This window comes from Hymenobacter sp. UV11 (genome assembly GCF_004684095.1).
Taxonomy (GTDB): Bacteria; Bacteroidota; Bacteroidia; order Cytophagales; family Hymenobacteraceae; genus Hymenobacter.
On sequence record NZ_SRII01000003.1, the window covers coordinates 37,090 to 63,836 of the forward strand.

21 protein-coding genes are annotated in these 26,747 nt (G+C 53.7%); 20 read left to right on the forward strand and 1 reads right to left on the reverse strand.

Going from position 1 to position 26,747, the window contains the following annotated elements:
• Positions 1–13 precede the first annotated feature (13 nt).
• From pheT to E4631_RS05275, 6 genes are all read left to right on the forward strand, one after another.
• Positions 14–2,431, forward strand: a complete 2,418-nt coding sequence (gene pheT, locus E4631_RS05250; RefSeq protein WP_133660054.1) for a phenylalanine--tRNA ligase subunit beta — start codon at positions 14–16, stop codon at positions 2,429–2,431.
• A gap of 310 nt (positions 2,432–2,741) precedes the next feature.
• Positions 2,742–5,801: a pitrilysin family protein gene (locus E4631_RS05255; RefSeq protein ID WP_133660055.1), complete on the forward strand. Its 3,060-nt coding sequence runs from the start codon at positions 2,742–2,744 to the stop codon at positions 5,799–5,801.
• Positions 5,802–5,915: 114 nt separating this feature from the next.
• Positions 5,916–6,215 (forward strand): hypothetical protein, encoded by a 300-nt coding sequence (locus E4631_RS05260; protein WP_133660056.1) that lies wholly within the window; start codon positions 5,916–5,918, stop codon positions 6,213–6,215.
• A gap of 37 nt (positions 6,216–6,252) precedes the next feature.
• Positions 6,253–6,546: a cell division protein ZapA gene (locus tag E4631_RS05265; RefSeq protein ID WP_133660057.1), complete on the forward strand. Its 294-nt coding sequence runs from the start codon at positions 6,253–6,255 to the stop codon at positions 6,544–6,546.
• Positions 6,547–6,674: 128 nt separating this feature from the next.
• Positions 6,675–8,375: a ribonuclease Y gene (gene rny / locus E4631_RS05270; RefSeq protein WP_133660058.1), complete on the forward strand. Its 1,701-nt coding sequence runs from the start codon at positions 6,675–6,677 to the stop codon at positions 8,373–8,375.
• A 139-nt stretch (positions 8,376–8,514) separates the two neighbouring features.
• Complete coding sequence (locus E4631_RS05275) at positions 8,515–9,372, forward strand: N-acetylmuramoyl-L-alanine amidase (RefSeq protein WP_133660059.1); 858 nt, start codon at positions 8,515–8,517, stop codon at positions 9,370–9,372.
• A 117-nt stretch (positions 9,373–9,489) separates the two neighbouring features.
• On the opposite strand, the gene E4631_RS05280 is transcribed toward E4631_RS05275, so the two are convergent.
• The gene (locus E4631_RS05280; protein ID WP_133660060.1) at positions 9,490–9,984 is read right to left on the reverse strand and encodes an acyl-CoA-binding protein; all 495 of its coding nucleotides are present in this window, start codon (positions 9,982–9,984) and stop codon (positions 9,490–9,492) included.
• Between the two features lie 176 nt (positions 9,985–10,160).
• Here E4631_RS05280 and asnB point away from each other — a divergent pair, with 176 nt between their 5' ends.
• From asnB to E4631_RS05350, 14 genes are all read left to right on the forward strand, one after another.
• The gene (gene asnB, locus E4631_RS05285) at positions 10,161–12,089 is read left to right on the forward strand and encodes an asparagine synthase (glutamine-hydrolyzing) (RefSeq protein WP_133660061.1); all 1,929 of its coding nucleotides are present in this window, start codon (positions 10,161–10,163) and stop codon (positions 12,087–12,089) included.
• Positions 12,090–12,155: 66 nt separating this feature from the next.
• The gene (locus E4631_RS05290; RefSeq protein WP_133660062.1) at positions 12,156–13,499 is read left to right on the forward strand and encodes a UDP-glucose/GDP-mannose dehydrogenase family protein; all 1,344 of its coding nucleotides are present in this window, start codon (positions 12,156–12,158) and stop codon (positions 13,497–13,499) included.
• A 61-nt stretch (positions 13,500–13,560) separates the two neighbouring features.
• Positions 13,561–14,508, forward strand: coding sequence for a UDP-glucuronic acid decarboxylase family protein (locus E4631_RS05295; protein WP_133660063.1), 948 nt, complete (start codon positions 13,561–13,563; stop codon positions 14,506–14,508).
• A 124-nt stretch (positions 14,509–14,632) separates the two neighbouring features.
• Positions 14,633–15,730: a DegT/DnrJ/EryC1/StrS aminotransferase family protein gene (locus E4631_RS05300; protein ID WP_133660064.1), complete on the forward strand. Its 1,098-nt coding sequence runs from the start codon at positions 14,633–14,635 to the stop codon at positions 15,728–15,730.
• Between the two features lie 252 nt (positions 15,731–15,982).
• Positions 15,983–17,095, forward strand: coding sequence for a GDP-mannose 4,6-dehydratase (gene gmd, locus E4631_RS05305; protein WP_133660065.1), 1,113 nt, complete (start codon positions 15,983–15,985; stop codon positions 17,093–17,095).
• Between the two features lie 8 nt (positions 17,096–17,103).
• Entirely contained in the window at positions 17,104–18,021 is a 918-nt protein-coding gene (locus E4631_RS05310) for a GDP-L-fucose synthase (protein ID WP_133660066.1), read from the forward strand.
• 437 nt (positions 18,022–18,458) lie between these two features.
• Positions 18,459–19,361 carry an ABC transporter permease gene (locus tag E4631_RS05315; RefSeq protein ID WP_240734688.1) on the forward strand — a complete coding sequence of 301 codons (903 nt, stop codon included), beginning with the start codon at positions 18,459–18,461 and terminating at the stop codon, positions 19,359–19,361.
• A 51-nt stretch (positions 19,362–19,412) separates the two neighbouring features.
• On the forward strand, positions 19,413–20,711 hold the full coding sequence (locus tag E4631_RS05320) for a polysaccharide ABC transporter ATP-binding protein (protein ID WP_133660067.1): 1,299 nt from the start codon (positions 19,413–19,415) through the stop codon (positions 20,709–20,711).
• A 1-nt stretch (position 20,712) separates the two neighbouring features.
• Positions 20,713–21,483 carry a glucose-1-phosphate cytidylyltransferase gene (gene rfbF / locus E4631_RS05325; protein WP_133660068.1) on the forward strand — a complete coding sequence of 257 codons (771 nt, stop codon included), beginning with the start codon at positions 20,713–20,715 and terminating at the stop codon, positions 21,481–21,483.
• On the forward strand, positions 21,468–22,565 hold the full coding sequence (rfbG, locus tag E4631_RS05330) for a CDP-glucose 4,6-dehydratase (protein WP_133660069.1): 1,098 nt from the start codon (positions 21,468–21,470) through the stop codon (positions 22,563–22,565). The genes rfbF and rfbG overlap by 16 nt, the downstream gene beginning before the upstream one ends.
• Entirely contained in the window at positions 22,555–23,088 is a 534-nt protein-coding gene (gene rfbC, locus E4631_RS05335) for a dTDP-4-dehydrorhamnose 3,5-epimerase (protein ID WP_133660070.1), read from the forward strand. The genes rfbG and rfbC overlap by 11 nt, the downstream gene beginning before the upstream one ends.
• A 5-nt stretch (positions 23,089–23,093) precedes the next feature.
• On the forward strand, positions 23,094–23,972 hold the full coding sequence (locus tag E4631_RS05340) for an SDR family oxidoreductase (protein WP_133660071.1): 879 nt from the start codon (positions 23,094–23,096) through the stop codon (positions 23,970–23,972).
• Positions 23,965–25,296, forward strand: coding sequence for a lipopolysaccharide biosynthesis protein RfbH (gene rfbH / locus E4631_RS05345; protein WP_133660072.1), 1,332 nt, complete (start codon positions 23,965–23,967; stop codon positions 25,294–25,296). The genes E4631_RS05340 and rfbH overlap by 8 nt, the downstream gene beginning before the upstream one ends.
• 87 nt (positions 25,297–25,383) lie before the next feature.
• The gene (locus tag E4631_RS05350) at positions 25,384–26,370 is read left to right on the forward strand and encodes a glycosyltransferase family 2 protein (RefSeq protein ID WP_133660073.1); all 987 of its coding nucleotides are present in this window, start codon (positions 25,384–25,386) and stop codon (positions 26,368–26,370) included.
• Positions 26,371–26,747: the final 377 nt, after the last annotated feature.

Genomic DNA, 26,747 nt, shown 5'->3' on the forward strand with positions numbered 1-26,747 from the left:
GCGCTTTTTGCCCATGACTATCTCCTTCGACTGGCTTAAAACGCTCTTCCCTACCCCCCTGCCCGCCGATGAAGTCGGGGCGCTGCTCACCGGCTCCGGCCTCGAAGTCGAAAGCCTGACCGACCTGGAGAGCATTCCCGGCGGCCTGCGCGGCGTGGTGCTGGGCACCGTGCTCACCTGCGAGCGCCACCCCGACGCCGACAAGCTGAGCCTCACCACCGTGGCCGTGGGCGACGAAACCCCGCGCCAAATCGTGTGCGGCGCCCCCAACGTGGCCGCCGGCCAGCGCGTGGTGGTGGCCCTGGAAGGCGCCACGCTGCACCCCACCACCGGCGAGCCGTTCAAAATCAAAAAGTCGAAAATTCGCGGCGCGGCCTCCGAGGGCATGATTTGCGCCGAGGACGAAATCGGCCTGGGTCAGTCGCACGCCGGTATTATGGTCTTGGAAACCGACCTGCCCGACGGCACGCCCGCCGCCGACTACTTCGGCCTGGCCGCCGATACGGTGTTCGAAATCGGCCTCACGCCCAACCGCGCCGATGCCGCCTCGCACTACGGCGTGGCCCGCGAGCTGCGCGCCCTGCTGGGCCAGCTCGCCCACCTGCCCGACGTCAGCGCCTTCGCTACCCCCTCCGAAGGGACCAACATCCAGGTGACGCTGGAAGACGACCAGGCGTGTCCGCGCTACGCCGGCTTGCTCTTGGATGAGGTGAAAGTTGGCCCCTCGCCCGAGTGGCTCCAGCGTCGGCTGCGCAGCATCGGGCTCTCGCCGATTAATAACGTGGTGGATGTCACCAACTTCGTGCTGCACGAGTTGGGCCAGCCGCTGCACGCCTTTGATGCCGGGGCCATCACGGGCGGCCACATTCGGGTGAAGCGCGCCGAAGCTGGCGAGGTATTCATCACCCTCGACAACGTGGCCCGCACCCTGAGCGCCGACGACCTTGTGATTGCCGACGCTAACGGCGCGCCGATGGCGCTGGCCGGCGTGTTTGGCGGCAAAATATCGGGGGTAGGGACGGGCACCACCCGCGTATTCCTCGAAAGCGCCTACTTCGCGCCCGCCGTGGTGCGCCGCACCAGCCAGGCCCACGGCCTCAAAACCGACGCCTCGTTCCGCTACGAGCGCGGCACCGACCCTTACATGGTGCCGGTAGCGCTGAAGCGCGCCGCCTTGCTGCTGCAGGAAGTAGCCGGCGCCCGCATCGCCGCGCCGGTCGTGGACGAGTTTCCGCACCTCGTCCCCACCAACCAGGTGCGCCTGCGCCTGGCCCGCGTCACGCAGCTCATCGGTCAAAAGATAGGGGAGGAGCGCATTCGCGAAATCCTGACCGGCCTCGACATTAAAATTGAAGCCGAAACCGCTGGCGAGTGGCTCTTAGCTGTGCCACCCTACAAAGTGGACGTGACCCGCGAGGCCGACGTAATCGAGGAAATTCTGCGCATCTACGGCTTCAATAATGTAGCCCTGAAGCCGCACAACTCGGCCTCGTTCCTGTCGCCCTTCCCCAACCCCGACCCCGAGGTAGTGCGCCAGAAAGTGGCCAGCCTGCTCAGCGGTCAGGGCTTTTCGGAGATTATCACCAACTCGCTTACCAACTCGCAGTACTTCGAGAAAGCCGACGCGCCCGACGAGAAGCTGGTTCGGATTCTCAACTACAATAGCCAGGACCTGAACGTGATGCGCCCCGCGCTGCTGCACTCGGGCCTGGAGGTGGTGCGCCACAACCTCAACCGCCGGCAGCGCGACCTCAAGCTCTACGAGTTTGGCCGCACCTACCAGCGCACCGCCACCGGCAAGTACCAGGAAAAGACCGTGCTCGGCCTCTGGCTCACGGGCAGCGCCACCGCCGAAACCTGGCAGCACCCCACCCAAAAAGCTACCTACCACGACGCGGCCGGCGCCGTGCAGCAGGTGCTGGCCGCGCTAGGCCACCCGCAGGCCGCGCCGCAGCCCACCCAGCACCCGTACTTGGCGGGGGGGGTAGGGCTGCTGGTGCAAAACCAGCCCGTCGGCAACGTCGGGGCCGTGTCGCCGCAGGTGCTTAAGCGCCTCTATGTGAGCCAGCCCGTGTGGTATGCCGAGTTGGACTGGGACTGGCTGCTCAAGAAATACAAGGCTACCCTCACCGCCCGCGAGCTGCCCAAGTTTCCGGAGGTGCGCCGCGACCTGTCGCTGGTAGTTGATAAGGGCGTGACTTTCGAGCAGCTGCGCACCATCGCGCAGCGCACCGAGAAGAAGCTGCTGCAGGGCCTCAACGTGTTCGACGTGTACGAAGGCGACCGCCTCGACGCGGGCAAGAAGTCGTATTCGGTCAGCTTCACGCTGCAAGACCCCGCGCAAACGCTCACCGAGCAGGCTATCGACCAGGTCATGCAGCGTCTCATCCAGCAGTTTGAGAAGCAGGCCGGCGCGCTGATTCGGAAGTAATAATTACGCAGCTTTTAAGCCGAGCGCGTCGCAGCCTTTTGCGGCGCGCTCGTTACTTTCCAAGCCGTTTGCTCTCTCAAGAAGGGGGGTAGGGGACGTGCCACGACACATTCCGGTAATTGCCATTAGCTGTTCAACTAATTAATAATTACTGTTCAAATGTGAGGCAGCACATGCAGATAGCAGAATAGTAAAAAATGAGGGAAAGATGTAATGTTTTGCGCTTTTTGGCGAGTAACATTGCGGACTGGTAGTAGCGGTGGTAAACCTCCGCCTATTACAATTGGCTTTTCTCCCCCTTTTTTCTGTTATGAAAATACGTTTTGCCTACCCCTGGTTGTGCGGCCTAGGACTGACATTTTCCACCTTGTCGGCCCTAGCCCAACAGCCCGCGGCCAAGCCTCTTAAGCCCAACGGCGCCAAACCCACTACTCCCAAGCCAGCGACCGTTAAGGCGGCCCCCGCCGCTACCGCCGGCGGCGCCCGGCTGGTAGAAAAAGTAACGCAAAAACCTGGCGAACTGGTAATTCCGTACTCGAAGTACGTGCTGCCCAATGGCTTAACACTGCTGGTAAGTGAGGACCATTCTGACCCGCTAGTGCACGTGGACGTAACTTACCACGTAGGCTCGGCCCGTGAGCAGATTGGCAAGTCGGGCTTCGCACACTTTTTCGAGCACATGATGTTTCAGGGCTCCGACCATGTGGGCGACCAGCAGCACTTCAAGCTCGTGACGGCCGCCGGCGGCGACCTCAATGGCAGCACAAACCAAGACCGCACCAATTACTACGAAACCGTGCCGAGCAATCAGCTCGAAACTGCGCTGTGGCTGGAAGCCGACCGCATGGGCTTCCTGCTTGATGCCGTGAGCCAGAAGAAGTTTGAGATTCAGCGCGCCACCGTGAAAAACGAGCGCGGCCAGAACTACGACAACCGCCCCTACGGCCTGGCCAGTGAGTATATCAGCAAGTCGCTCTACCCATACGGCCACCCCTACTCGTGGCTCACTATTGGGTACTTGTCTGACCTGGATAAGTCGGACGTGAACGACCTCAAGAACTTCTTTCTGCGCTGGTACGGGCCTAACAACGCCACCCTGACGGTGGGCGGCGACGTGAGCACCGCCCAAGTAGTGAAGGAAGTGGAGAAATACTTCGGCCCCATTAAGCGCGGGCCGTCCGTGCCAGTGCAGAAGCTGCCCGAGCCGGTGCTCACGGCCGACCGCTACGTGAGCTACGAGGACAATGTGCGCTTCCCGATGCTGCAAATGGTGTTTCCGACGGTGCCCGGGGGCCATCCTGACGAGATTGCGCTTGACGCGCTGGCCGATATCATCGGCGGCGGCAAAACCTCTCTGCTGTATAAAAACCTGGTAAAAAATCAGAAGGCCGTTCAGGCCAACGCCTCTCACCCGACCTCGGAGCTAGCCGGCCAGTTTACCCTGGTGGCCCTCGACGTGCCGACCACCCGCCTCGATAGCACAGAGGTTATTTTCCGCAAAACGCTGGCTGAGTTTGCCCGCACCGGCGCTACCGCCGAGCAGGTGGCCCGCTTCAAGGCCGGCCGGGAGGCGCGGCTCGTCAACGGCCTAGCCAGCGTCAGCGGTAAGATGAGCCAGCTGGCTTCCAACCAGACCCTTTACAGCAACCCTAACCGTTTGCCTCTGGAGTTGAAAGAGTTGCGGGCCCTCACTACGGCCGATGTGCGGCGAGTGTACGACAAGTATCTCAAGAATAAGCACGCCGTTATTTTGAGCGTGGTGCCCAAGGGCCAAGCCAACGCCGTAGCTGCCAAAGACAACTACACTGCCTCTCCGGCCGGCTACGTGGCCCCCAACTATGGCTACGAGGGCCTGAAATACGTGAAGGCCACCGATACTTTCGACCGCTCGAAGCAGCCGGCGGCCGGGGCCAACCCCCTGGTGAAGGTGCCTGCCATCTACGAAGATAAGTTTGCCAACGGGTTGAAAATCATCGGCACTCGCAACACCGAGCTGCCTACCACCACTATGCTGCTCACTATTGAGGGCGGCCACCGGCTGGAAAGCCTGAGCAAGGCTGGTTTAGCTAGCCTGACTGCCCAGATGCTTAACGAGGGTTCTGAACGGTACACCACCGAGCAGATGACCGCCCAGCTAGAGCGCCTGGGCAGCACCGTAAGTGTGTCGACTGGCAGTGATAACACGGCGGTATACGTGCAGACGCTGACCAAGAACTTGCCCGCTACCTTGGCCCTGTTCGACCAGCGCCTGCTACACCCGCGCTTTGACCAGGGCGATTTTGACCGCCTCAAGCAGCGCACTCTGCAAAACATTGCCAACCAAGTAACACAGCCCGTTACCATCGCCAATAACGAGTACGCCCGCTTGCTCTACAGCCAGCAGGACATTATGAGCGTGCCCGCCATTGGCACCACCGCCAGCGTGACCAGTATCACACTCGACGACGTGAAGCAATTCTACCGGCAGTTCTATTCGCCCAGCGTGAGCTTCCTCACCGTGGTGAGTGACCAGGAACAGGCCGCCGTAGAGCCGGGCCTAGGCTTCCTCAAAAGCTGGCAGTCCAAGCCCGTGACGCTGCCAGTGGCCGGTACTGCTACGCAGCCCGACAAAACCAAGATTTACTTCATCGACAAGCCGGGGGCGGCGCAGTCGGAAATCCGGGTGGGCTACCTCACTCCCTTGTCCTACGATGCTACCGGCGACTACTACCGCGCCTATTTGGCGAACTACGTGCTTGGTGACGCCTTCAACTCGCGCATTAACTTGAACCTACGAGAGAATAAAGGCTATACTTACGGCGCCAGCTCCTACTTCCGGGGTAGCCGCTACGCCGGGCCCTACACCGCCCAGGCCGGCGTGCGCGCCGATGCTACGGCTGCCTCGGTGAAGGAGTTTATGAGCGAAATCCAGAATTACCGCAACGGTATTTCCGATGAGGAGCTGGCCTTCCTGCAAAGCTCAGTGGGCCAGAGCGATGCCCTGCGCTACGAAACCGGCCAGCAGAAGGCCGGCTTCCTCTCGCGCTTGGTAGAGTACGACCTCAAGCCCGACTACGTAACCCAGCAGGCCACTATTCTGAAGGCGCTGAAGAAGGAGGATGTGCAGGCCTCGGCCCAGAAGTACCTGCCCGCCGACAAAATGTACATCGTGGTAGTGGGCGACCGCGCCAAGACTTTCCCCGGCCTCTCGCAGCTCGGCTACGATGTGCAGGAGCTGGATGTGAATGGCGCGCCCGTGACAGCGGCCGTCGCCCCGGCCCCGGCCGCCCCGGCTGCTACCCCCGGCATGCCGGCCATGCCCGACGGCAAAACCAAAACCGTGACGCCCGACGGCGCCAAGATGAAAACCAAGAAGAAGGGCGGCGAATAGCCGCGGCTTTTGCCCAAGGAAAAAGCCCGCCGCATCGGCGGGCTTTTTTTGGAGCCCGGGTCGAACGGGCCGCCCGCGCACGTTACCTTCGCAAGCTAAAATAATAAATTATTCGTGGCTTCATCCCAGCAACTTGCACAGCTCGACCGCTTGGAGCGGCAGGCAACCACCTTAGTGGCTGCCTATCAGCAGCTGCGTGAGGAGCTGGCCGATGCCAACGTCACCATTGAACACCTCCGGGCCGACGGCCGCGAGCGAGAAAAACAACTCCGCGAGTACCAAAACCAGGAAAACATTGTTAAACTTGTCCAGACTATAGCCGGCGGGGAACCCACCCAGGCCAACGAGCTGAAACAACGCCTCAACGAATACATCCGCGAACTAGATAAGTGCCTTGCCTATTTGAGGGAGTAATAAACCTTCTCATACGACTACCTTATTTGCTCTCTAAATGAACGACTTAGCCATCAAGATTCGCATTGCCGAGCGCGACTACCCTATGCGGGTGGAAGTAGCCGACGAAGAGCGCCTGCGCCTGGCGGGCCGGCAGCTCAGCGAACGGCTGCGGGAGTTTCGGGAGCAGTATGGCATTCAGGACAAACAGGACCTACTGGCGATGGTAGCCCTCGCCACAATGGCTGACTCGCTGAAAGTCAGCAAGGAAAAGGATGGAACCGATGCAGCCCTTACCGAGCGCTTGGCGCGCCTCGACGAGCTGCTGACTGGCGTGGTGCTGGCCGCCTAGCGGCTGGGCAGCACCCACATGTTTGTTGGCCCGGCCGGGCGCACCGAAGGCAAGCGGCCTTCCGTTGCGTTGCGGTTCCGGGTTTTTGCCGTGGCTATGGTGTTGATTCACTTCAGTTCCATAACTCCATGTCCCTTATAATTTTATACTGCGCGATAGCCGCCGTCATAGCCCTCGTGGTGGGCGTGCTGGTGGGTCGGCAGATGGCCGGCAAAGTCCGGCAAGACCACGAAGGCGAAGCCCGCGCCAAAGCCCAGCAGCTGCTCGAAGAAGCCGAACTACAGGCCAACCGCACCCGCGACGAGCGTATTCAGCAGTCGAAAGACAAGTTTCGCAACCTAAAAAACGAGTACGAGCAGGAGCAGAAGCGCCAGCGCCGCGAATTCGAAACCGAAAGCCAGCGCCTGAAAGCCGGCCTCGACCAGGAGCTGACCGAGCGCCGCCAGGGGGTATTGGCTCAAGAGCAGAGCATTAAGCACCTCACTGACACTACCCAGAAGCAGCTGGAGCAGCTCCAGCACAAGGAAAAAGAGCTGGAAACCACCCGCGAAAAAGTCCAGGCCGACGCTGAGCACCAGCGCACCCGCTTCGAGCAGCAAGAAGAAAAGCGCCAGACCAAGCACGAAACCGTAGTGGCTGAGCTGCAAGCCAAGCAGCAGGAAGCCGAATCGCAAATTCACGAGGTGCAGAGCCAGCTCGAAAAGGTAGCTGGCCTCACCGCCGCCGAAGCCCGCGAGCAGCTCGTCGAAAGCCTGCGCAACGAGGCGCAGCTGCAAGCCAGCTCCTACATCAAGGACACCGTGGCGCAAGCCAAGCTCACGGCCACCAAGGATGCCAAAAAGGTAGTGCTCGAAACCATTCAGCGCACCGCTTCGGAGCACGCCATTGAAAACTGCGTGTCGGTTTTCAATATTGAAAGCGACGACGTGAAGGGTAAAATCATTGGCCGCGAGGGCCGCAACATCCGGGCATTAGAGGCTGCGACGGGGGTAGAGGTGATTGTGGACGACACGCCCGAGGCCATCATCATCTCGGGCTTCGACCCGGTACGTCGCGAAATTGCCCGCCTCTCGCTGCACTTGCTCGTGAAGGACGGCCGCATCCACCCCGCCCGCGTGGAGGAAATTGTAGCCAAGACGACCAAGAAAATCGAGGAGGAAATCATCGAAATTGGTGAGCGTACGGTCATCGACCTGGGCATTCATGGCCTGCACCCCGAGTTGATTCGGATGGTGGGCCGCATGCGCTTCCGCTCCAGCTACGGCCAGAACCTTCTGCAACACAGCCGCGAAGTGGCTAACCTCTGCGCCACCATGGCCGCCGAACTGGGCCTCAACGTGAAGCATGCCCGCCGCGCTGGCCTGCTCCACGACATTGGCAAGGTGAGTACCGAAGAGCCCGAACTGCCCCACGCCATCCTGGGCATGGAGATGGCCAAGAAGTACAAGGAGCACCCCGACGTAGTAAACGCCATCGGCGCTCACCACGACGAGATGGAGATGACGGCCCTGATTTCGCCCATCGTGCAGGCCTGCGACGCCATTTCGGGCTCGCGCCCCGGCGCACGCCGCGAAATGATGGAGAGCTACATCAAGCGCCTGCGTCAGCTCGAAGAAACCGCTGGCGCCTTCAAGGGCGTAAACCAGACCTACGCCATCCAGGCCGGCCGCGAGCTGCGCGTGATTGTAGACGCGGAGAACGTGAGCGACGAGCGCGCCGGTGAGCTGAGCTTCGAGATTTCGCAGAAAATCGAGAAGGAAATGCAGTACCCCGGCCAGATTAAAGTGACTGTAATCCGCGAAATGCGCTCAGTAGCTTACGCCAAGTAATCTGCCCGACACAGCCAAAAAGAACGTCATGCTGAGCTTGCCGAAGCATCTCGCTCGTGCCGCTGGGATTGCTATCCCCAACGATGCGAACGAGATGCTTCGGCAAGCTCAGCATGACGTTCTTGTTTGAAATCATCTCATGACGAAACTTTCTACCACTCTAGTATTCGCGGCCAGCCTGCTAGCCACGGCCTGCGTGCGCAATCCCTACGAGACTACCAACCGTTCCTATCGCCAGCAGGCCAAGCTATTAGCGCAGCAACTGCAAGCTCAGCCCACGCTGGCCGGCGACAGCCTGCCGCCTACCCCCTACTGGGTGGGCACTACCAACTTCAATCTGCGCAAGCCCAACTATGTCATCATTCATCACACGGCGCAGCACAGTGCCGACCAGACGCTCAAGACGTTTACACTGACTAAAACACAGGTGAGCGCGCACTATGTGATTGGGCGCGATGGCCAGACCTACCATATGCTCAACGATTACCTGCGGGCCTGGCACGGGGGGGTAGCCCGCTGGGGCAACGTGACTGATATCAATTCGGTATCAGTTGGTATTGAGCTCGATAACGACGGAAGCGAGCCATTCCAGCCCGCCCAAATTGCTAGTCTGCTGAAAGTGCTGGGCGGTCTCAAGCGCACGTACAATATCCCAGCGGCTAACTTTATCGGCCACAGCGACATTGCCCCCGTCCGCAAAAATGACCCGAGCGCCCTTTTTCCCTGGCAGCAGCTGGCCGTGCGCGGCTACGGCCTCTGGTACGATGCGGCCGTGCTGAGCGATACCACGGCCGCACCCTTCGCCGCCGACTCATTGGGGCAGCCCCTCCCCGGCCTCACGCCGCGCGAGGCCCTGCGCATTATCGGCTACGACGTGCAGGATTTTCCCGCCGCCATCGTGGCCTTCAAGCGCCATTTCATTCAAACTGACGTAAGCCCGATACTCACCGAACAAGACCGTCGTATTCTGTATAACCTCTATCGTAAGTTCTTGTAGCGTAGTGATATGAGCTAAAAAATAGGGGGTAGGGCTGGTTGTAGTGTTAGTACAGTCGGCCCTACCCCCTAACTTTTGGTTCATGTGGCGAATCTGGCCTTAGCGGGCCAGCAGCGGCTATTGGTTGCCTTTAAGCTTGTCCTCGCCGCCGTAGGGCGCGCCCGCCGTGATGTCGCCGCGCAGGCCGCCGGCCGTCATATCGCCGGGCCCGAAGCCGGGCTGTGGAGCGGTGGTGTCATTTTCCTGGCCGGTAGGAAGAGGCGCATCGGGAGCCATGGGGGCGTTGGTGAGCGCATCGGTGGGTACCGTGCCCGCCTCAGTGCCGCTGGCGCCGGTTAGCTCGGCTACTTTAGCCACGTACTGGCGCTTGGCATCTTCCTCAGAAGTGCCCTTGTATTTATCCCACGAGTCCCATTGCGCCTGCGACAAGTCGCCCGGACCGCTGGCCTGGGTGGCGGCGTCGGCGTCTACGCCCTCGTTTTTCATATTGACATCGCCCTCCGTAGCCTGCTTATAAAGGCCATACAGCTCGGTCATGTACTTGGCGGCCTGGTCGCCGGGTAAGTTATCGACTTGGCGCGCGGCGGCGTCAAATTGTTGTTGAAGGTCCATGGGTGGGCTACCGCAAGGCGGTAATTAAAAAAGTGTAACGTAAACGACAGTTTCTGCTGGGCTTTACTAGCAGATGCCAGTTGGGGTTGCACGCATCTCCCTACCCCCCTCGCACCAGGATAAGTCCAGTCGCCTCAGGATTAGGCTGTCTCACGTCCTATATTTGCGACCTAGCTATGTGTGGAATAACCGGCGCTTACGCCTTCTCCGATTCTGGCCGCTTGGCCCTGACCCGCTTGCAGGCTGCCACCGACGCTATTGTGCGCCGGGGGCCCGACTCGCAGGGACATTTTGTGTACGATAACGTTGGCCTGGGCTTTCGTCGTCTGGCCATCCTCGACCTGTCGGCCGATGGCAACCAGCCCATGACCGACGCCTCGGGCCGCTACACCATCGTATTCAACGGGGAGATATTCAACTTTCGCGAGCTGCGCGAAAAGCTTATTAAAAAAGGCTATCAGTTTCATTCTCAAACTGATACGGAGGTTATTCTTAACCTGTATATCAGTGAGGGTAGGGGCTTTATCAAGAAGCTAAACGGTTTTTTCGGCTTTGCCATCTACGACCAGGAAGACGGCTCGCTCTTCATTGCTCGCGACCGCTACGGTGTGAAGCCCCTGTATGTGTACCGCGATGAGGACAACCTGCTGTTCGGCTCCGAGCTCAAGTCGCTGCTGGCGCTGGGCGTGCCCCGCAAGCTCGACTACGTGGCCCTCAGCCAGTACTTGCAGCTCAACTACATACCGGGCCCGGCCACCATCTTCAAAGGCATCAAAAAGGTGCTGCCTGGTCACTACCTGTTTATCCAGGGCAAAAAGGTGGTGCGCAAGCGCTGGTACAAAATCCCTTACGACCCCAAGGAAGTCGCTAAAAACAAGCTGACCTACGACGAGCAGCAGAAAAAGCTGGTGTCGCTGCTGGATGAGGCGGTGGAGCGCCGCCTCGTAGCCGACGTGCCGCTGGGCTCGTTCCTGAGCGGTGGCATCGATTCGAGCGTTATTACGGCGCTGGCTACCCGCCACACGCCGCACCTCAATACCTTCAGCATTGGCTTCCGCGACGAGCCTTTCTTCGACGAAACCAAGTACGCCAACCTGGTAGCGAAGATGCACAACACCAACCACACGGTGTTTTCGCTGAGTAACGATGACCTGTACGAGCATCTTTTCCAGATGCTTGACTATTTCGACGAGCCCTTCGCCGACTCTTCGGCGCTGGCGGTGCACGTATTGAGCCAGCGCACGCGGCAGCACGTGACAGTAGCGCTCAGCGGTGACGGCGCCGATGAGATTTTTGGCGGCTACAACAAGCACATGGGCGATTTCCGGGTGCGGCAGGGCGGCTTCAAGGCCGAGGCCGTCACGGGCCTGAACCTGCTCTGGGACATCCTACCCAAGTCGCGCAATTCGTATTTCGGCAATAAAATCCGGCAGTTTCAGCGCTTTTCGCGCGGCATGCTCAGCGGTCCCAAGGACCGCTACTGGGATTGGGCCAGCTTCGCCTCCGAAAAGCAGGCCACCGACTTGCTTAGCCCCGCCAGCCGCCGCAAGGTGGATAAAAAGTTAGCCACGAAGCGCCGCAAAGATATCCTCGAAAATATCCACGCCGACGGTGACCTCAACGAGGTGCTGCTAACTGATACGCAGCTGGTACTACCCTACGACATGCTCACTAAGGTAGACCTGATGAGCATGGCTAACTCGTTGGAAGTCAGAACGCCGTTTCTGGACTATAAGGTGGTTAACTTCGCCTTCTCCCTACCCGTCAGCAGTAAGGTAGACGGCATCATGAAAAAGAAAATCGTGCAGGATGCCTTTCGTCCCATGCTCCCCCCCGAGCTGTACGACCGCCCCAAGCACGGCTTCGAGGTACCGCTGCTCAAATGGATGCGTGGTGAGCTACGGCCCCTCATTGAGCAAGACTTGCTGGCCGATGACTTTGTGGCTGAGCAAGGCATCTTTGAGGTAACAGCGGTGCAGAAGCTGAAAAAGCAGCTATTCTCTAACAACCCAGGCGATGCGCACGCGCGCATCTGGGGGCTGGTGGTATTTCAGTATTGGTGGAAGCACTACATGGCGGAGCCAGTGAAAATAAAAACTTCTTAATACGAACATCGGGCAGCTTTTTTGCTTAGTGCGCGAAATCTTGGTTCTTTCACTTTTGAACACCTTATGAAAATAGCAGTAGTAGGCACCGGCTACGTCGGACTAGTTACGGGCACGTGCTTTGCCGAAGTAGGCATTGATGTGACGTGCATTGATATCGACCAGAAAAAAATCGATAACCTCCACAATGGCATCCTGCCCATCTATGAGCCGGGCCTGGAGGAAATGGTGGCGCGCAACGTGAAGTCGGGGCGACTCAACTTTTCTACCTCGCTGGCCGAAAGTATTAAAGGTGCCGACGTAGCCTTTATCGCCGTGGGTACCCCTCCCGGCGAAGACGGCTCGGCCGACCTGAAATACGTGCTGGCCGTAGCGCGTGGCATCGGCGAGAACATGGATAACTACACGGTAGTTGTGACGAAGAGCACAGTGCCTGTAGGTACCGCCGCTAAAGTCCGCTTCGAAATCGAGCAGGCCTTGGCTAAGCGCGGTGCCAGTGTGGAGTTTGACGTGGCTTCCAACCCCGAGTTCCTGAAAGAGGGAGCTGCTATCGACGACTTCCTCAAGCCCGACCGCATCGTGGTAGGGGTAAGCTCGGAGCGTGCCGAGGAAGTGATGCGTCGCCTCTACAAGCCTTTCCTGCTCAATGGCCACCCGATTATCTTTATGGATATCCCGTCGGCCGAAATGACGAAATACGCCGCTAACTCCATGTTGGCGACTAAAATCTCGTTCATGAACGACATCGCCAACCTGTGCGAAATCATGGGCGCCGATGTGAACAAAGTGCGCCAAGGCATCGGCTCCGATGCGCGTATCGGCCACAAGTTTATCTATCCCGGCATTGGCTATGGCGGTTCATGCTTCCCTAAGGATGTAAAAGCCCTCATCAAGACGGCCTCCGAAAACGGCTACCAGATGCAGGTGCTGCAAGCCGTGGAAGGCGTGAACGAAGCCCAGAAAGAGGTGCTGTTCAATAAAGTGAAAAAGCACTTTGGCAATGACCTGAAAGGCAAGAAATTCGCCATCTGGGGCCTGTCTTTTAAGCCTAAGACCGATGACATGCGCGAAGCGCCGTCGCTGGTTATCATCGAGAAGCTGTTGGCCGAAGGCGCGACTGTTTCCGCCTACGACCCGGTAGCTATTCCAGAGGCCAAGCATACGCTGGGTGATACGATTACCTACGCCAAAGACCAGTTCGAAGCGTTGGTAGACGCCGATGCGCTGCTGGTAGTAACGGAGTGGCCTGAGTTCCGCTCGCCCTCATTTGAGGTGGTAGGCCGGCTGCTCAAGCAGAAGGTGATTTTTGATGGCCGTAATATCTACGACCCATCCGAAATGAAAGAGATAGGTTTTACCTATCACTGCATCGGAATTAAAGCCGACCACAAAGAGCCGGCAGCTTACTAATTTTCAATGGAGCGGTTAGCCTTCGGTAAGCTCAGCATGACAACGATTTAAGCATTTTAAAATGGCTGAAGAAAAAAAACGCGTACTCATTACCGGTGGAGCCGGCTTTCTAGGCTCGCACCTCTGCGACCGATTCTTGGCCGAGGGCTACCACGTTATTGCGATGGATAACCTGATAACGGGTGACTTAGCCAATATCGAGCACCTGTTCAAGCGCGAAGACTTCGAGTTTCATCACCACGACGTGAGCAAATTCGTGTTCGTGCCCGGTAAGCTTGATTACATCCTGCACTTTGCCTCGCCCGCCTCGCCGATTGACTACCTCAAAATCCCGATTCAGACGCTGAAAGTGGGGTCGCTGGGTACGCACAACCTGCTGGGTCTGGCCCGCGTGAAAGGCGCCCGCATGCTGATTGCCAGTACCTCAGAGGTATATGGCGACCCGGAAGTTCATCCTCAAGTTGAAACATACTTTGGCAACGTAAACCCAGTGGGCCCGCGCGGCTGCTACGACGAAGCAAAGCGCTTTCAGGAAGCCATCACGATGGCCTACCACAACCACCACGGCCTGGAAACCCGTATTATCCGCATCTTCAATACTTACGGCCCCCGCATGCGACTGGACGACGGCCGCGTATTGCCGGCTTTCCTGTCGCAGGCCCTGCGTGGTGAAAACCTGACGGTATTCGGCGATGGCTCGCAAACGCGCTCCTTCTGCTACGTCGATGACCTGGTAGAAGGTATTTACCGCCTGCTACTCAGCGACTACGCCTTACCAGTGAATATTGGTAATCCCGCCGAAATCACTATCAAGCAGTTCGGGGAAGAGATTGCTAAGCTCACTGGTGTCGAGTTTAAGCCGACCTACCAGGCGCTACCTGAGAACGACCCCATGAAGCGCAAGCCCGATATCACCCTGGCCAAGGAAATCCTGGGTTGGGAGCCCAAAGTAGACCGTGCCGAAGGCTTGAAGCGGACGCTGGAATACTTCAAGGAGCACGTGAAATAGCGCGCCTACCCCCCTTTATTACCCGCGAGGCGGTTGAGTCAGTGCCCGGCGCTGGCTCAACCGCTTTCTCGTTTGCGGTAGGGTAGGGGGTAGCGTGGAACTAATAGCTACGGTGATGCCCAATATGCACATTCCTTTTTTCTCATCGCAGCCCATGCACGCGGCCATTCGCGGGGAAATGCTGGTGGCCATGGCACGCGTCTACGACTCCAATTGGTACGTACTGGGTAAGGAGGTAACGCAGTTTGAGCAGGCCTACAGCGAGTTCAGTCAGGTAACGCATACTGTGGGGGTAGGGAACGGCTTGGAGGCTCTGACCTTGGCGTTGCGGGCGCTAGGCATTGGCCGCGGCGATGAGGTCATTGTGCCTTCGAATACCTTCATCGCTACCTGGCTTGCCGTGACGCACGTAGGAGCTACCCCAGTACCCGTAGAGCCAGAGCTTACTACCAGTAACCTCGACCCCGAGTTGCTAGCAGCGGCCATCACGCCGCGTACTCGGGCTATTATCCCGGTGCATCTCTATGGTCAGGCCTGCCGGATGCCAGCAATAATGGCCCTGGCCCACGTGCACGGGCTACAAGTGATGGAAGATAATGCCCAAGCCCAGGGTGCGGCTTTCGACGGGCAGCTAACAGGCAGCTTTGGTGCGGTGAACACTACCAGCTTCTACCCCACCAAAAACCTCGGGGCACTGGGTGACGCCGGCGCCATCACTACCAATAGCGAGGAGCTGGCCCAGCGGCTGCGGGTGCTACGCAACTACGGCTCGGTCACCAAAAACCACCACGAGACGGTAGGTTATAATTCGCGTCTGGATGAGCTTCAAGCCGCCTTGCTACGGGCGAAGCTGAGCTACCTAGCCGAGTGGACGGCTCAGCGCCAGCAAATAGCGGCTTGGTACACCCAGCACTTGGCGGGCATTACCAACTTGCGCTTACCTACGTTGGCGGCCGGGGCAACGCACGTTTACCACCTATATGTGGTGCACACGCCATTTCGTGATGCTTTGCAAGGTTATTTAGCTACCCAGGGTATTGGCACACAAGTGCATTATCCGGTGCCACCCCACCTGCAATCGGCTTATACTCAGCTCAACCTACCAATCGGTAGCCTACCCGTCGCGGAAGAGCTAGCTGCTACATGCTTGAGCTTACCACTGTGGCCTGGTATGACGGAGGATATGGTCGGGGCGGTGGCCTCGGCTATCCGTAGGTTTTAAAACTGCCCGACCAGAAATCTGGCAACGCCGGATAACCGTATCTTCCGACTGATAAAATGACCAATAATGTGCCCATTGTTTGATTGCAGGGTTAACTTCGTGGCGCTTCATTAGCATGCGCGCAGAACTGCATAGTTAAGTAAGACAATCGGCTGCACTCATCCACATTTCGCCTACTACCTGTTTTAGACAGTTAGCTATCTACCAATAGTTAACTTTCTCCATCAACCAACCCTACACCCCCAACACTTTATGAAACGAGCGATTATTACTGGCGTAACAGGCCAGGACGGAGCCTATCTGGTAGAGCTTTTGCTCAGCAAGGGCTATGAGGTACACGGTATCAAGCGCCGTTCTTCGCTTATCAACACCGAGCGAATTGATAGCCTCTATCAGGACCCCCACGAAAGCCACGTGCGCTTTATTCTGCATTATGGCGACCTAACAGATTCGACTAACCTGATTCGCATCATTCAGCAGGTTCAACCCGATGAAATCTATAATCTGGGGGCTATGTCGCACGTCAAGGTGTCGTTTGATACGCCCGAATACACTGCCGATGTAGACGGGATAGGTACGTTGCGCCTGTTGGAAGCCATTCGCATTCTGGGCCTTACCGAAAAAACGCGTATCTACCAAGCCAGCACCTCGGAGCTCTACGGCTTGGTGCAGCAGGTGCCCCAGTCAGAAACCACGCCATTCTATCCGCGCTCACCCTACGCCGTAGCCAAGCTCTATGGCTACTGGATTACGGTGAACTACCGCGAAGCTTACGGTATGTATGCCTGCAACGGCATCCTGTTCAACCACGAAAGCCCACTACGCGGCGAAACTTTCGTAACCCGTAAAATTACGCGGGCTGCGTCCCGCATCGCACTGGGTTTGCAGCAGAAGCTATTCCTGGGTAACCTGGACGCCAAGCGCGACTGGGGCCACGCGAAGGACTACGTAGAAGCCATGTGGCGCATCCTGCAGCAGGAAACGCCGGAAGACTACGTAATCGCTACCGGCGTAACGACTACCGTGCGCGAATTCGTGCGGTTAGCGTTTGCCGAGCTGGGCATTACCGTGGAGTTCAGCGGCGAAGGTATCGCGGAGGTAGGGGTAGTGACCGCGTGCGCTAATCCTGATTTTCAGCTACCTGTAGGTAGTACCATCGTGCAGATTGATGAGCGCTATTTCCGCCCCACGGAAGTAGAGCTGCTGATTGGTGACCCTACCAAGGCTAAAACCCAACTGGGCTGGGAACCCAAGTACGACCTGTCGGCGCTGGTTCAGGAAATGGTGCAGGCCGACCTTAAGCTATTTCAGCGCGATGCTCACTTGCAGGCGGGTGGCTACCCCATTTCGAACGCTTACGAATAACCAGTAGCATGGAAAAAGACGCGAAAATTTATGTGGCGGGTCACCGCGGCATGGTAGGCTCAGCACTTATCCGGCGGCTTCAAAAGGCAGGCTTTACTAATTTCGTAACCCGTACCTCCAGCGAGTTGGACCTCCGCGACCAAGCGGCCGTAGCGGCGTTTTTCGCGCAGGAAAAGCCGGACTACGTGGTACTGGCCGCCGCCAAGGTGGGCGGTATTCAGGCTAATAATACCTACCGGGCCGAGTTTCTGTACGATAACCTCATGATTGAGAGCAACGTCATTCATCACTCGTATCTGAACGGGGTGAAGAAATTGCTTTTCCTGGGTTCATCGTGCATTTACCCCAAAATGGCCCCGCAACCCCTCCAAGAAGAGTCTTTGCTGACCGGCGAGTTGGAAAGCACCAACGAGCCCTATGCCGTGGCCAAGATTGCCGGTATCAAGCTCTGCGATGCATACCGTAGTCAATACGGCTGCAACTACATCTCAGCTATGCCAACCAACCTCTACGGCCCCCACGACAACTACGACCTTAAAAACTCGCACGTGCTGCCCGCGCTGCTGCGCAAGTTTCACGAGGCTAAGGAAGCTAGTGCGCCTGAAGTAGAGGTGTGGGGCACCGGCACCCCGCGCCGCGAGTTTCTGCACGTCAATGACTTGGCCGATGCCTGCTACTGGCTGCTAGAGAATTATAATGAACCAGGCCTAGTAAATATCGGCACTGGTACTGACCTTAGCATTCGTGAGTTGGCCGAACTGGTACAGCGCACTGTAGGCTATGAAGGCACCATACTCTTCAATTCTAATTACCCCGACGGAACCCCACGTAAACTTATGGATGTGAGTAAGCTGGCTAGCTACGGCTGGGTAGCAACTATCGGCTTGGAAGAAGGAGTAAGAGCAGTATACGCTGAGGCTTTTTAACGAATCTATGGTTGTGGTATCAGGTAATTTGCTTGCCTAACTTTCCTCGCATCCACGCTTCGCTCCTAATTACCTATCCTATCCGTTGATAGAAAAAAAACCAGCTAGATTTTTGGTAACAGCACTTCTGTGGAAGAGCACTAGTCATCGGGCATATCGGCCATACTAACTTTTCTTTAGTTAAGTAAATGCAAATATACTATAATAAAAATTAATAAATAATTTGTGAATTATCTGGTATAAGTAATTTACTTTCAATGTGTTGTATAAAATAGTGGTTTGCTACTTTCTCGCTAACTAGGCTTTCATAGTTATTTGCGTGTGAGGTACCGAAAAGGCAGCGATACAACGTACATCTCCTCTTTACAAACACAGTAGCTATCTTTGCAGGGATAAGCAATTGCTTGCAATCGTATTTTCTGTTAAAATCTATCTGAGTGGATACCACAAGCGTTCTAGAAAAGTCGGAGGTTAATTATGCTGCTGGTAGTGCGCAAGAAGAAAGCTGGACTGAGGTAATCCAGCCGCGTACACGGTTGCTAGAACTTGGGTTAGCTGATGTATGGCGTTATCGTGACCTCGTCATGCTATTCGTGCGCCGAGATTTCGTGTCAACTTACAAGCAGACTGTACTTGGGCCCATCTGGTTTTTTATCCAGCCGCTGCTAACTACTATTACCTACGTTATTGTATTTGGTAATATTGCCAAGCTTTCGACTGACGGCTTACCACAGATGGCCTTCTACCTAGCAGGTATCACGGTCTGGAATTATTTTGCCCAAACCCTAACGAGTACTTCCACAGTTTTTCGCGATAATGCGACCATGTTCGGGAAGGTATACTTCCCGCGCCTGACGATGCCGCTATCCATCGTTATCTCAAACCTGGTCCGGTTTGCTATTCAGCTGGGCTTGTTCGCGGCGGTGTGGCTCTACTACTTATTGCAGGGCAATAATAACATTCATCCGAACTGGACGATTGCGCTCACGCCGCTGCTTGTGGTCATTATGGGGTTACTATCGTTGGGCCTCGGGATGATTTTTAGCGCGCTTACTACTAAATACCGGGATCTGGCCATGCTTCTGGCCTTTGGCGTACAGCTATTGATGTACGCTACCCCCGTTATTTATCCACTTTCCAGTATTACCGGGTGGTCGCGGAAGCTGATAGAGGCCAATCCCATGACTTCTATCGTAGAAACGTTCCGGTATGCCTTCTTAGGCTCGGGTACATTCAGCTGGCAGGCCTTGGGATACAGCACGGGGGTAACCCTAGTAGTACTACTACTAGGTACTATCATCTTTAACAGGGTGCAGAAAAGCTTTACAGACACGGTATAATAAGGCAAGCAGCCGAGCGGTCTTTATCTGGTTGGTTTCTAAAGTAGTATAATGAGCGATATAGCTATCAAGGTAGAAGATTTAAGCAAGCTTTACCGATTAGGTGAAGTGGGTACGGGTACGCTGAGCCAAGACCTGAATCGTTGGTGGGCGGGTATTCGGGGTAAGGAAGACCCCTTCGCTAAGGTTGGCGAATCGAACGACCGCACCAGTAAAGGAGCCAGCGACTTCGTATGGTCGTTGAAAGACGTGAATTTTGAAGTAAAAAAAGGGGAGGTACTGGGTATTATCGGTCGCAATGGGGCCGGTAAATCCACTCTGCTCAAGATTCTATCGAAAATTACGGCACCTACTACCGGGCGAGTCAATGTAAATGGTCGGATTGCATCGCTACTGGAGGTTGGTACTGGCTTTCATCCAGAACTGACGGGTAGGGAAAACATTTTCCTGAACGGCGCCATATTAGGCATGACCAAAACCGAAATTCGCAGTAAATTCGACGAAATTGTAGATTTCTCGGGTGTTGAGCGGTACATCGATACACCGGTTAAGCGCTACAGTAGTGGAATGTATGTGCGGTTGGCGTTTGCCGTGTCAGCCTTTCTGGAACCGGAGATTCTAATTGTGGATGAAGTACTCGCCGTTGGCGATGCCGAATTTCAGAAGAAGTGCTTAGGCAGAATGCAGGATGTAAGCCGTAATGATGGACGGACTATTCTTTTTGTTAGCCATAGTATGGCGGCAGTTAAGAATATCTGTACAACGGGGCTGGTAATGAAAAACGGGCAGCTAGATTTTGCAGGTACGGCTGACGAATCAGTCGATTACTATACTGCTAATTTTCTAGAATTTAATAATAATACAAAAGCTTTAATAAATGCTAGTCATCGATTTGGGGATTATTCGCGTACCATTAGATTCCAATCAGTTGAATTTATCAATGGAGTTGAAAATAATTGTTATTCTATCCAAGATAATATCTCGCTTTTACTAACGCTGAAAAGTTCAATAGATTGTGCGGCCTTTAGGATAGCATTTTCTATTTACAAGATAGATGAAACGTCGGTAGGAACTTTCTTTTCAGAAGAAATTTTTTCCGCTAAAAAAGGAGAAATAGCTGAAATTTATTTAAATTTAAAGAATCACCAGCTTGCTAAAGGTCAGTATTATCTTAGTTTTTCAGTAGGGGTTGGTAATGAAATTAGTGGAATTACGGATTATGATATTGTTATGCAAACATTATTTTTTGAAATAATGTTTGCTGACATTAATAAGGAAAAAATGATAACTATATGGCCAACAAGCCTTGGTAATATTAATTTTCAAGACGTTGAAGTGAAAGCAGTTTAATATGAAAGTAGTAATTCTTGCTGGTGGACTTGGTACGCGCCTTTCTGAGGAGACTGTACTGAAACCAAAGCCGATGGTAGAAATCGGTGATATGCCTATCTTGTGGCATATCATGAAAATTTATTCTTCGCATGGTTTTAATGATTTTGTTATTTGCCTAGGATATAAAGGTTATGTTATTAAGGAGTATTTTGCTAACTACTTTTTGCATAAATCAGACGTAACAATTAACCTTAAGGATAACACCCTGAAAGTACACGACAGCTTTGCGGAACCGTGGAATATTACGCTTGTAGATACGGGGCTTAATACGATGACAGGTGGGCGCATAAAACGAGTGAAACAGCACATTGGGGATGAGACTTTCCTATTGACATACGGCGACGGGGTTTCGGATGTAAATATCCGGGAGTCACTGGATTTTCACCAGAAAAGCGGTAAGCTATGTACTGTAACCGCAGTTCAACCTAGTGGCCGCTTTGGAGCGCTGAATTTTGGTGACCGTGACGATGTAATTTCCTTTACGGAAAAGCCCAAGGGGGATGGAGCTTGGATAAATGGAGGTTTTTTTGTGTGCGAGCCAAGTGTAATAGACTATATCGAAAACGATACTACCATTTGGGAGCGGGAGCCATTGGAGCACATTGCGGCGGCCAATCAGATGCAGGCATATAAACATCACGGCTTCTGGAAGCCGATGGACACACTTCGGGATAAGGTTGAACTAGAAAGTGAGTGGCAACAAGGAGTAGCTAAATGGAAAACCTGGTAACAATGGATTTACAGGCTACTTACCAAGGTAAAAAGGTGTTTTTGACCGGGCACACAGGCTTTAAAGGTGCTTGGTTATTGCAGTGGCTACGGCTGCTGGGCGCCGAAGTCAAAGGCTACGCGCTAGCTCCTGAGCAAGCGGAAGATTTGTATAACCTTTTGGCGGGTGATACGCTGTGTGAATCGGTGATTGCCGACTTGCGGGATGCGGTCCGGCTAGAACAGGAAATCTTATCCTTTCAGCCAGATTTTATCTTTCATCTGGCCGCTCAGCCGCTTGTAAGACTCTCTTACGAAATACCAGCTGCAACCTTCACCGTCAACGCTATTGGTACAGCTCATGTACTGGATGCCGTGCGTAAGCTGGCAAAGCCTTGTAGCGTTGTGCTCATTACGACGGACAAGGTGTATGAGAATAAAGAGTGGCTGTATCCCTACCGTGAAACTGACCGCTTGGGAGGTTATGACCCCTACAGCGCTAGTAAAGCTTGTGCCGAGTTAGTTATTAATTCCTATACCCAGTCTTTTTTTAATCCCGCTACTTTTGAGCAGCACCAAAAAGGTATTGCCAGTGCGCGCGCAGGCAATGTAATAGGTGGTGGCGACTGGGCTAAAGACCGTATCATCCCCGACATTGTACGAGCATTGCGAACCAGTCAACCCGTGACGGTGCGCAACCCGCAGGCGGTGCGGCCATGGCAGCACGTATTGGAGCCCCTTGGTGGCTACCTACTGCTAGGTGCTCAACTGGCTGGAAAACCATTGGAATATGGTGGTAGTTGGAATTTTGGCCCATATGCGGAAGACAATAAAGTAGTGGAGGAGCTAGTACAGGCTGCTTTACGAATATGGGGTAGTGGCACCTACGAAAAGCCTGTTTTGACAGGGCAGCCGCACGAGGCTGGCCTGCTGAAACTAGATATAAGTAAGGCTGTGAGTCAGTTGAGCTGGAAACCGCAGTATACTGCTGATGCCGCTATTGCCGAAACGCTGCACTGGTATAAATTCTACCAAGAAGAGCCGGCCGCTATCCAGCAATTCACCATCGGACAGATTAACGCGTTTATTCCACATGAAGACTAAACCGACTGCTATAGAAGGCGTTTTTCTATTGGAAAACTTTGTTAGCCAAGACAAGCGCGGCACGTTTGTTAAGACTTTTCACGCCAATGCTTTTCGTGACCAGGGCTTAGCCATCGATTTTCAGGAAAGCTATTATTCTGTGTCCCACAAAGACGTCATTCGGGGAATGCACTTTCAATTGCCACCGCACGAGCACGCTAAACTCGTATATGTGACCCATGGAAGTATCTTGGACGTAGTTGTGGACCTACGCCGTACCTCTGCTACCTACGGGCAGCACGTAGCCATTCCTTTAACCGAGCATTCGCACACCATTTACATTCCCAAAGGGTGCGCCCACGGTTTTCTGACGCTCAGCGCAACAGCTACCGTCGTGTATAATGTGACGAGCGTGTACGCGCCGCAAGCCGACGCGGGTATCAGATGGGACAGCTTTGGCTTTGAGTGGCCGGTGCAAGCGCCCATTATATCAGACCGCGATGCCGCTTTCGGCAGCTTGGCGAGCATTAACGCTGCTTTCTAGTCGCTATGAATGTTCTAATTGTTGGCGCTTCCGGCTTAGTCGGAGGCAATTGTCAGGCTTACCTGACTCAGTTTGCTGAGTATACAGTGCATGGAACTCACTTGTCCTACGGTACCCCCGCCAGTGTTTATTTTAACTCATGCGACTTAGCTGACCCTAAAAACGCGGAGTTTACTGGCTTTGCTCCCGATGTTATTGTGCATTGCGGCGCCTTGACTTTTGTGGATTACTGCGAAAGCAACCAAGAAGAAAGCTACCTAAAAACGGTTACTTCTACTGCTAATCTACTAGCGTTATCTAGTCAGCACAAATCCAAATTTGTTTACCTATCTACAGATTATGTCTTTGACGGTCAGCAAGGCCCTTACACTGAAGAGCAATTGGTAAATCCTATTTGTGTGTATGGGGCGCACAAACTGGCCGCCGAGCGACTCGTAATTGATAGTGGATTGCCTCATCTTATTTTGAGGATTACGAATGTATATGGCAATGAACTGCGCGGTAAGAACTTCGTGGCGCGTATACTTAATCAAATAGCTGCTCAAGAGCCAATTAGTTTGGTACTACCTATTGACCAATATGCGACGCCTATTAATGCGCTTGATGTTGCCAAAGCCTTAAAATCGCTATTAGATGGTGACAAGCAAGGTATCTATCACTTAGGTAGTACCGACTATATGAACCGCTACCAGCTAGCTGACCGGGTAGTGCGTAAATTTGCTTATGCAGCTGCCACGCTCACTCAAACTACCACTGCGGCCTTGGCCCAGCCCGCTCCACGCCCCCTCAATGGAGGGCTGATGTCGCATAAGTTTCTGAGCGAATTCCCTGATTTTCGTTTCTCTAATATTGATGATTATTTAACGACCAAGACTCATGCTTAAGAATATTACGGCCGATAATGGCCTCCTACAGTCCCTAACTGAGGTTGCTACTAAAAACGTTACCAAGACTATTCAGCCGGGGATTGACTACATCCCTGTCACGGGAAAAGTACTCGATGCGGAGGACTTGCTGTACGGTGTAGATGCTACCCTAGATGGCTGGCTAACTACCGGGCGCTTTGGTCCCAAATTCGAGCAGAAGCTGGCCAAATGGATGGGGTGTAAGTCGGCTATCTTGGTCAACTCCGGTTCTTCGGCTAATTTGGTCGCGTTCTATACGCTCACCTCGCCTAAGCTTGGCGACCGAGCTATTAAGCCTGGCGATGAAGTGATTACAGTGGCAGCGGGCTTCCCTACCACCGTTAATCCTCTAATTCAGTTCGGCTGCGTGCCGGTGTTCATCGACGTGGATATTCCCAGCTATAACATCAAAGTTGAGTTGCTGGAGCAGGCCGTTACCCCCAAGACCAAGGCTATTATGATGGCGCATACGTTGGGCAATCCTTTCAACCTGGATGAGGTAATGCGCGTGGCGAAGAAGTACAACCTCTGGGTGATTGAGGACGACTGCGACTCGCTGGGTGCCACTTACAACGGTCAGAAGACCGGTACCTTCGGCGACCTTGCTACTCTTTCGTTCTACCCCGCCCACCACATCACAATGGGAGAGGGTGGGGCCGTACTCATCAACAATATCCGGCTGAAGATGATAGCCGAGAGCTTCCGCGACTGGGGCCGCGACTGCTACTGCGAACCTGGTAAGGACAATACCTGCAACAAGCGCTTCTGCCAGCAGTTGGGCGAACTTCCTTACGGCTACGACCACAAATACACGTATTCGCACATTGGTTTCAACCTGAAGGTAACCGATATGCAGGCGGCCATCGGCCTAAGCCAGCTCACCAAAGCCGATTATTTTGTGCAGCGCCGCCGCGAAAACCACGCGATGCTACTTAATAAGATGAAGCAATTCGAAGAACACTTCATTCTACCCGAAGCAACGCCTGGCAGCGAACCCAGCTGGTTTGGCTTCCTACTCACGCTGCGCGATGACAGCCCCATCGGCCGGGCGCATCTGGTAGAACACCTAGAGGCAAATAAGATTGGCACCCGCCTGCTGTTCGCTGGCAACCTGTTGCGTCAGCCCGCTTACCGCAACATCGAGCACCGTGTGGTAGGTGACTTAAGCAACACCGACACTGTAATGAACCGCTCATTCTGGCTTGGCGTGTGGCCCGGTTTACAGGAGGAACATTATGATTACATGGTAGAAGTTATTAGTAAATATTTAGTTGAGGCAAAAGTGTCTTCTAAAGCGGTTTAATACTGATGTCATTATTATTTGCATAAATTTAGTTGACTGTGCTTTGACCAAATTTAAGCAAATAACAATGATAAATAATTTTAATAAATGGACAAGCAAAAAATAGACTCGCAGACCGTACCGAACGACGGTTTGCTTGGTATATACGTGATAACTTATAACAGAGCAGAAAACCTGAGGCAAACCTTGAATTATATTGATAATTCAAGGTTACGTGATTTCCCAATAACTGTCCTGAATAATTGTTCGGATGATAATACCGTAGCAGTGGCAGAATCCTTTATTGGTCAATTACCTGATTTTAAAGTAATATCTAATAAATATAATATTGGGCTAGGAGCAAATTTCCTCAAGACATTTGATTTAGGAGACTATAGATACACATGGGTTTTGTGCGACGATGATTTCATATCCCCTTCTGATATGGATGATGTGCTTCAAGTTATACAAAAAGGCGAAGTTGACCTCATTCATGTTGGAGCACACGCACAGAAAGTATGGCCATTTGGTGGTTGTACTTTAACCCCTAAACAGCTACTGGATAAAGGATACCCATATTTTAAGTTTTCTAGTTTTATACCTTGTAACATTTTCAAAACCGAATCTTTTATAAATTATTCAATGGCTAAGGCCTATGGGAATATAGTCAATGCTTATCCACATATGCCTTTTTTATTCAACATGTATGAACAGGATGTTGAGTTATATATATGCAAGAACCCCTTAGTCATTGCTAATCCTTCTAATAGTGGGTATTCACTAGAAACTTGGTATAATTGGTGGATGAAAACTTGTGAGTTGCTATCTAACAAGGAGGATGTGCGCCAAGCTTATTTAGACCAATGGCAAAGCATTTGTGAAAGCAATGTTGAGGATGCTTTTAGGAATTTTTCTCGCGCTAAAAAAGAATTTAAAAACAAGAGTTATTTTATTCAATTTCAGGAAAAATATTTCAATAAGCAAGATATAAAAACTATTGCAAAATATGATAAATTCCTTCAAACCCGAAGTGAAAGGATTCAATCTATAGTTTCTAACAAACTAAATGCGTTAAAAAAAGTATTAATTAGCTAAGAGCTTCTGAATTATTAAGATAGTTGTTTAATAAATAATAGGCCTCTTGTATCAGTGATAACACCTACCTGCAATCATGTTCGGTGTTTGCCACAGCGCATAGAGAGCATATTTACCCAAGCTTTCCAAGATTTCGAGGTAATGATGCTTCTGGAAATAATAGCAGGGAAGTGATAAGCAGTTAGAAGTAATAGGGAGTTATGCGTAACACCCTAAGGTAAGTTGTGTATTGTTTAATGAATCTAATAGTGGTTCAATAATTAAGCAATGGCAGAAAGGTATTGCGCTAGCGAAATGCGAATGGTTGTGGATTGGTAAATGTATGTACACAATGCCCAGGATAGCTGTTGGAGAAAACTCAATAATTGGTGCTAACG

Coding starts and splice junctions, on each gene's coding strand:
- pheT (WP_133660054.1), top strand. CDS start 14: ATGACTATCTCCTTCGACTGGCTTAAAACGCTCTTCCCTACCCCCCTG.
- E4631_RS05255 (WP_133660055.1), top strand. CDS start 2,742: ATGAAAATACGTTTTGCCTACCCCTGGTTGTGCGGCCTAGGACTGACA.
- E4631_RS05265 (WP_133660057.1), top strand. CDS start 6,253: ATGAACGACTTAGCCATCAAGATTCGCATTGCCGAGCGCGACTACCCT.
- rny (WP_133660058.1), top strand. CDS start 6,675: ATGTCCCTTATAATTTTATACTGCGCGATAGCCGCCGTCATAGCCCTC.
- E4631_RS05275 (WP_133660059.1), top strand. CDS start 8,515: ATGACGAAACTTTCTACCACTCTAGTATTCGCGGCCAGCCTGCTAGCC.
- E4631_RS05280 (WP_133660060.1), bottom strand. CDS start 9,984: ATGGACCTTCAACAACAATTTGACGCCGCCGCGCGCCAAGTCGATAAC.
- asnB (WP_133660061.1), top strand. CDS start 10,161: ATGTGTGGAATAACCGGCGCTTACGCCTTCTCCGATTCTGGCCGCTTG.
- E4631_RS05290 (WP_133660062.1), top strand. CDS start 12,156: ATGAAAATAGCAGTAGTAGGCACCGGCTACGTCGGACTAGTTACGGGC.
- E4631_RS05295 (WP_133660063.1), top strand. CDS start 13,561: ATGGCTGAAGAAAAAAAACGCGTACTCATTACCGGTGGAGCCGGCTTT.
- E4631_RS05300 (WP_133660064.1), top strand. CDS start 14,633: ATGCACATTCCTTTTTTCTCATCGCAGCCCATGCACGCGGCCATTCGC.
- gmd (WP_133660065.1), top strand. CDS start 15,983: ATGAAACGAGCGATTATTACTGGCGTAACAGGCCAGGACGGAGCCTAT.
- E4631_RS05310 (WP_133660066.1), top strand. CDS start 17,104: ATGGAAAAAGACGCGAAAATTTATGTGGCGGGTCACCGCGGCATGGTA.
- E4631_RS05320 (WP_133660067.1), top strand. CDS start 19,413: ATGAGCGATATAGCTATCAAGGTAGAAGATTTAAGCAAGCTTTACCGA.
- rfbF (WP_133660068.1), top strand. CDS start 20,713: ATGAAAGTAGTAATTCTTGCTGGTGGACTTGGTACGCGCCTTTCTGAG.
- rfbG (WP_133660069.1), top strand. CDS start 21,468: ATGGAAAACCTGGTAACAATGGATTTACAGGCTACTTACCAAGGTAAA.
- rfbC (WP_133660070.1), top strand. CDS start 22,555: ATGAAGACTAAACCGACTGCTATAGAAGGCGTTTTTCTATTGGAAAAC.
- E4631_RS05340 (WP_133660071.1), top strand. CDS start 23,094: ATGAATGTTCTAATTGTTGGCGCTTCCGGCTTAGTCGGAGGCAATTGT.
- rfbH (WP_133660072.1), top strand. CDS start 23,965: ATGCTTAAGAATATTACGGCCGATAATGGCCTCCTACAGTCCCTAACT.
- E4631_RS05350 (WP_133660073.1), top strand. CDS start 25,384: ATGGACAAGCAAAAAATAGACTCGCAGACCGTACCGAACGACGGTTTG.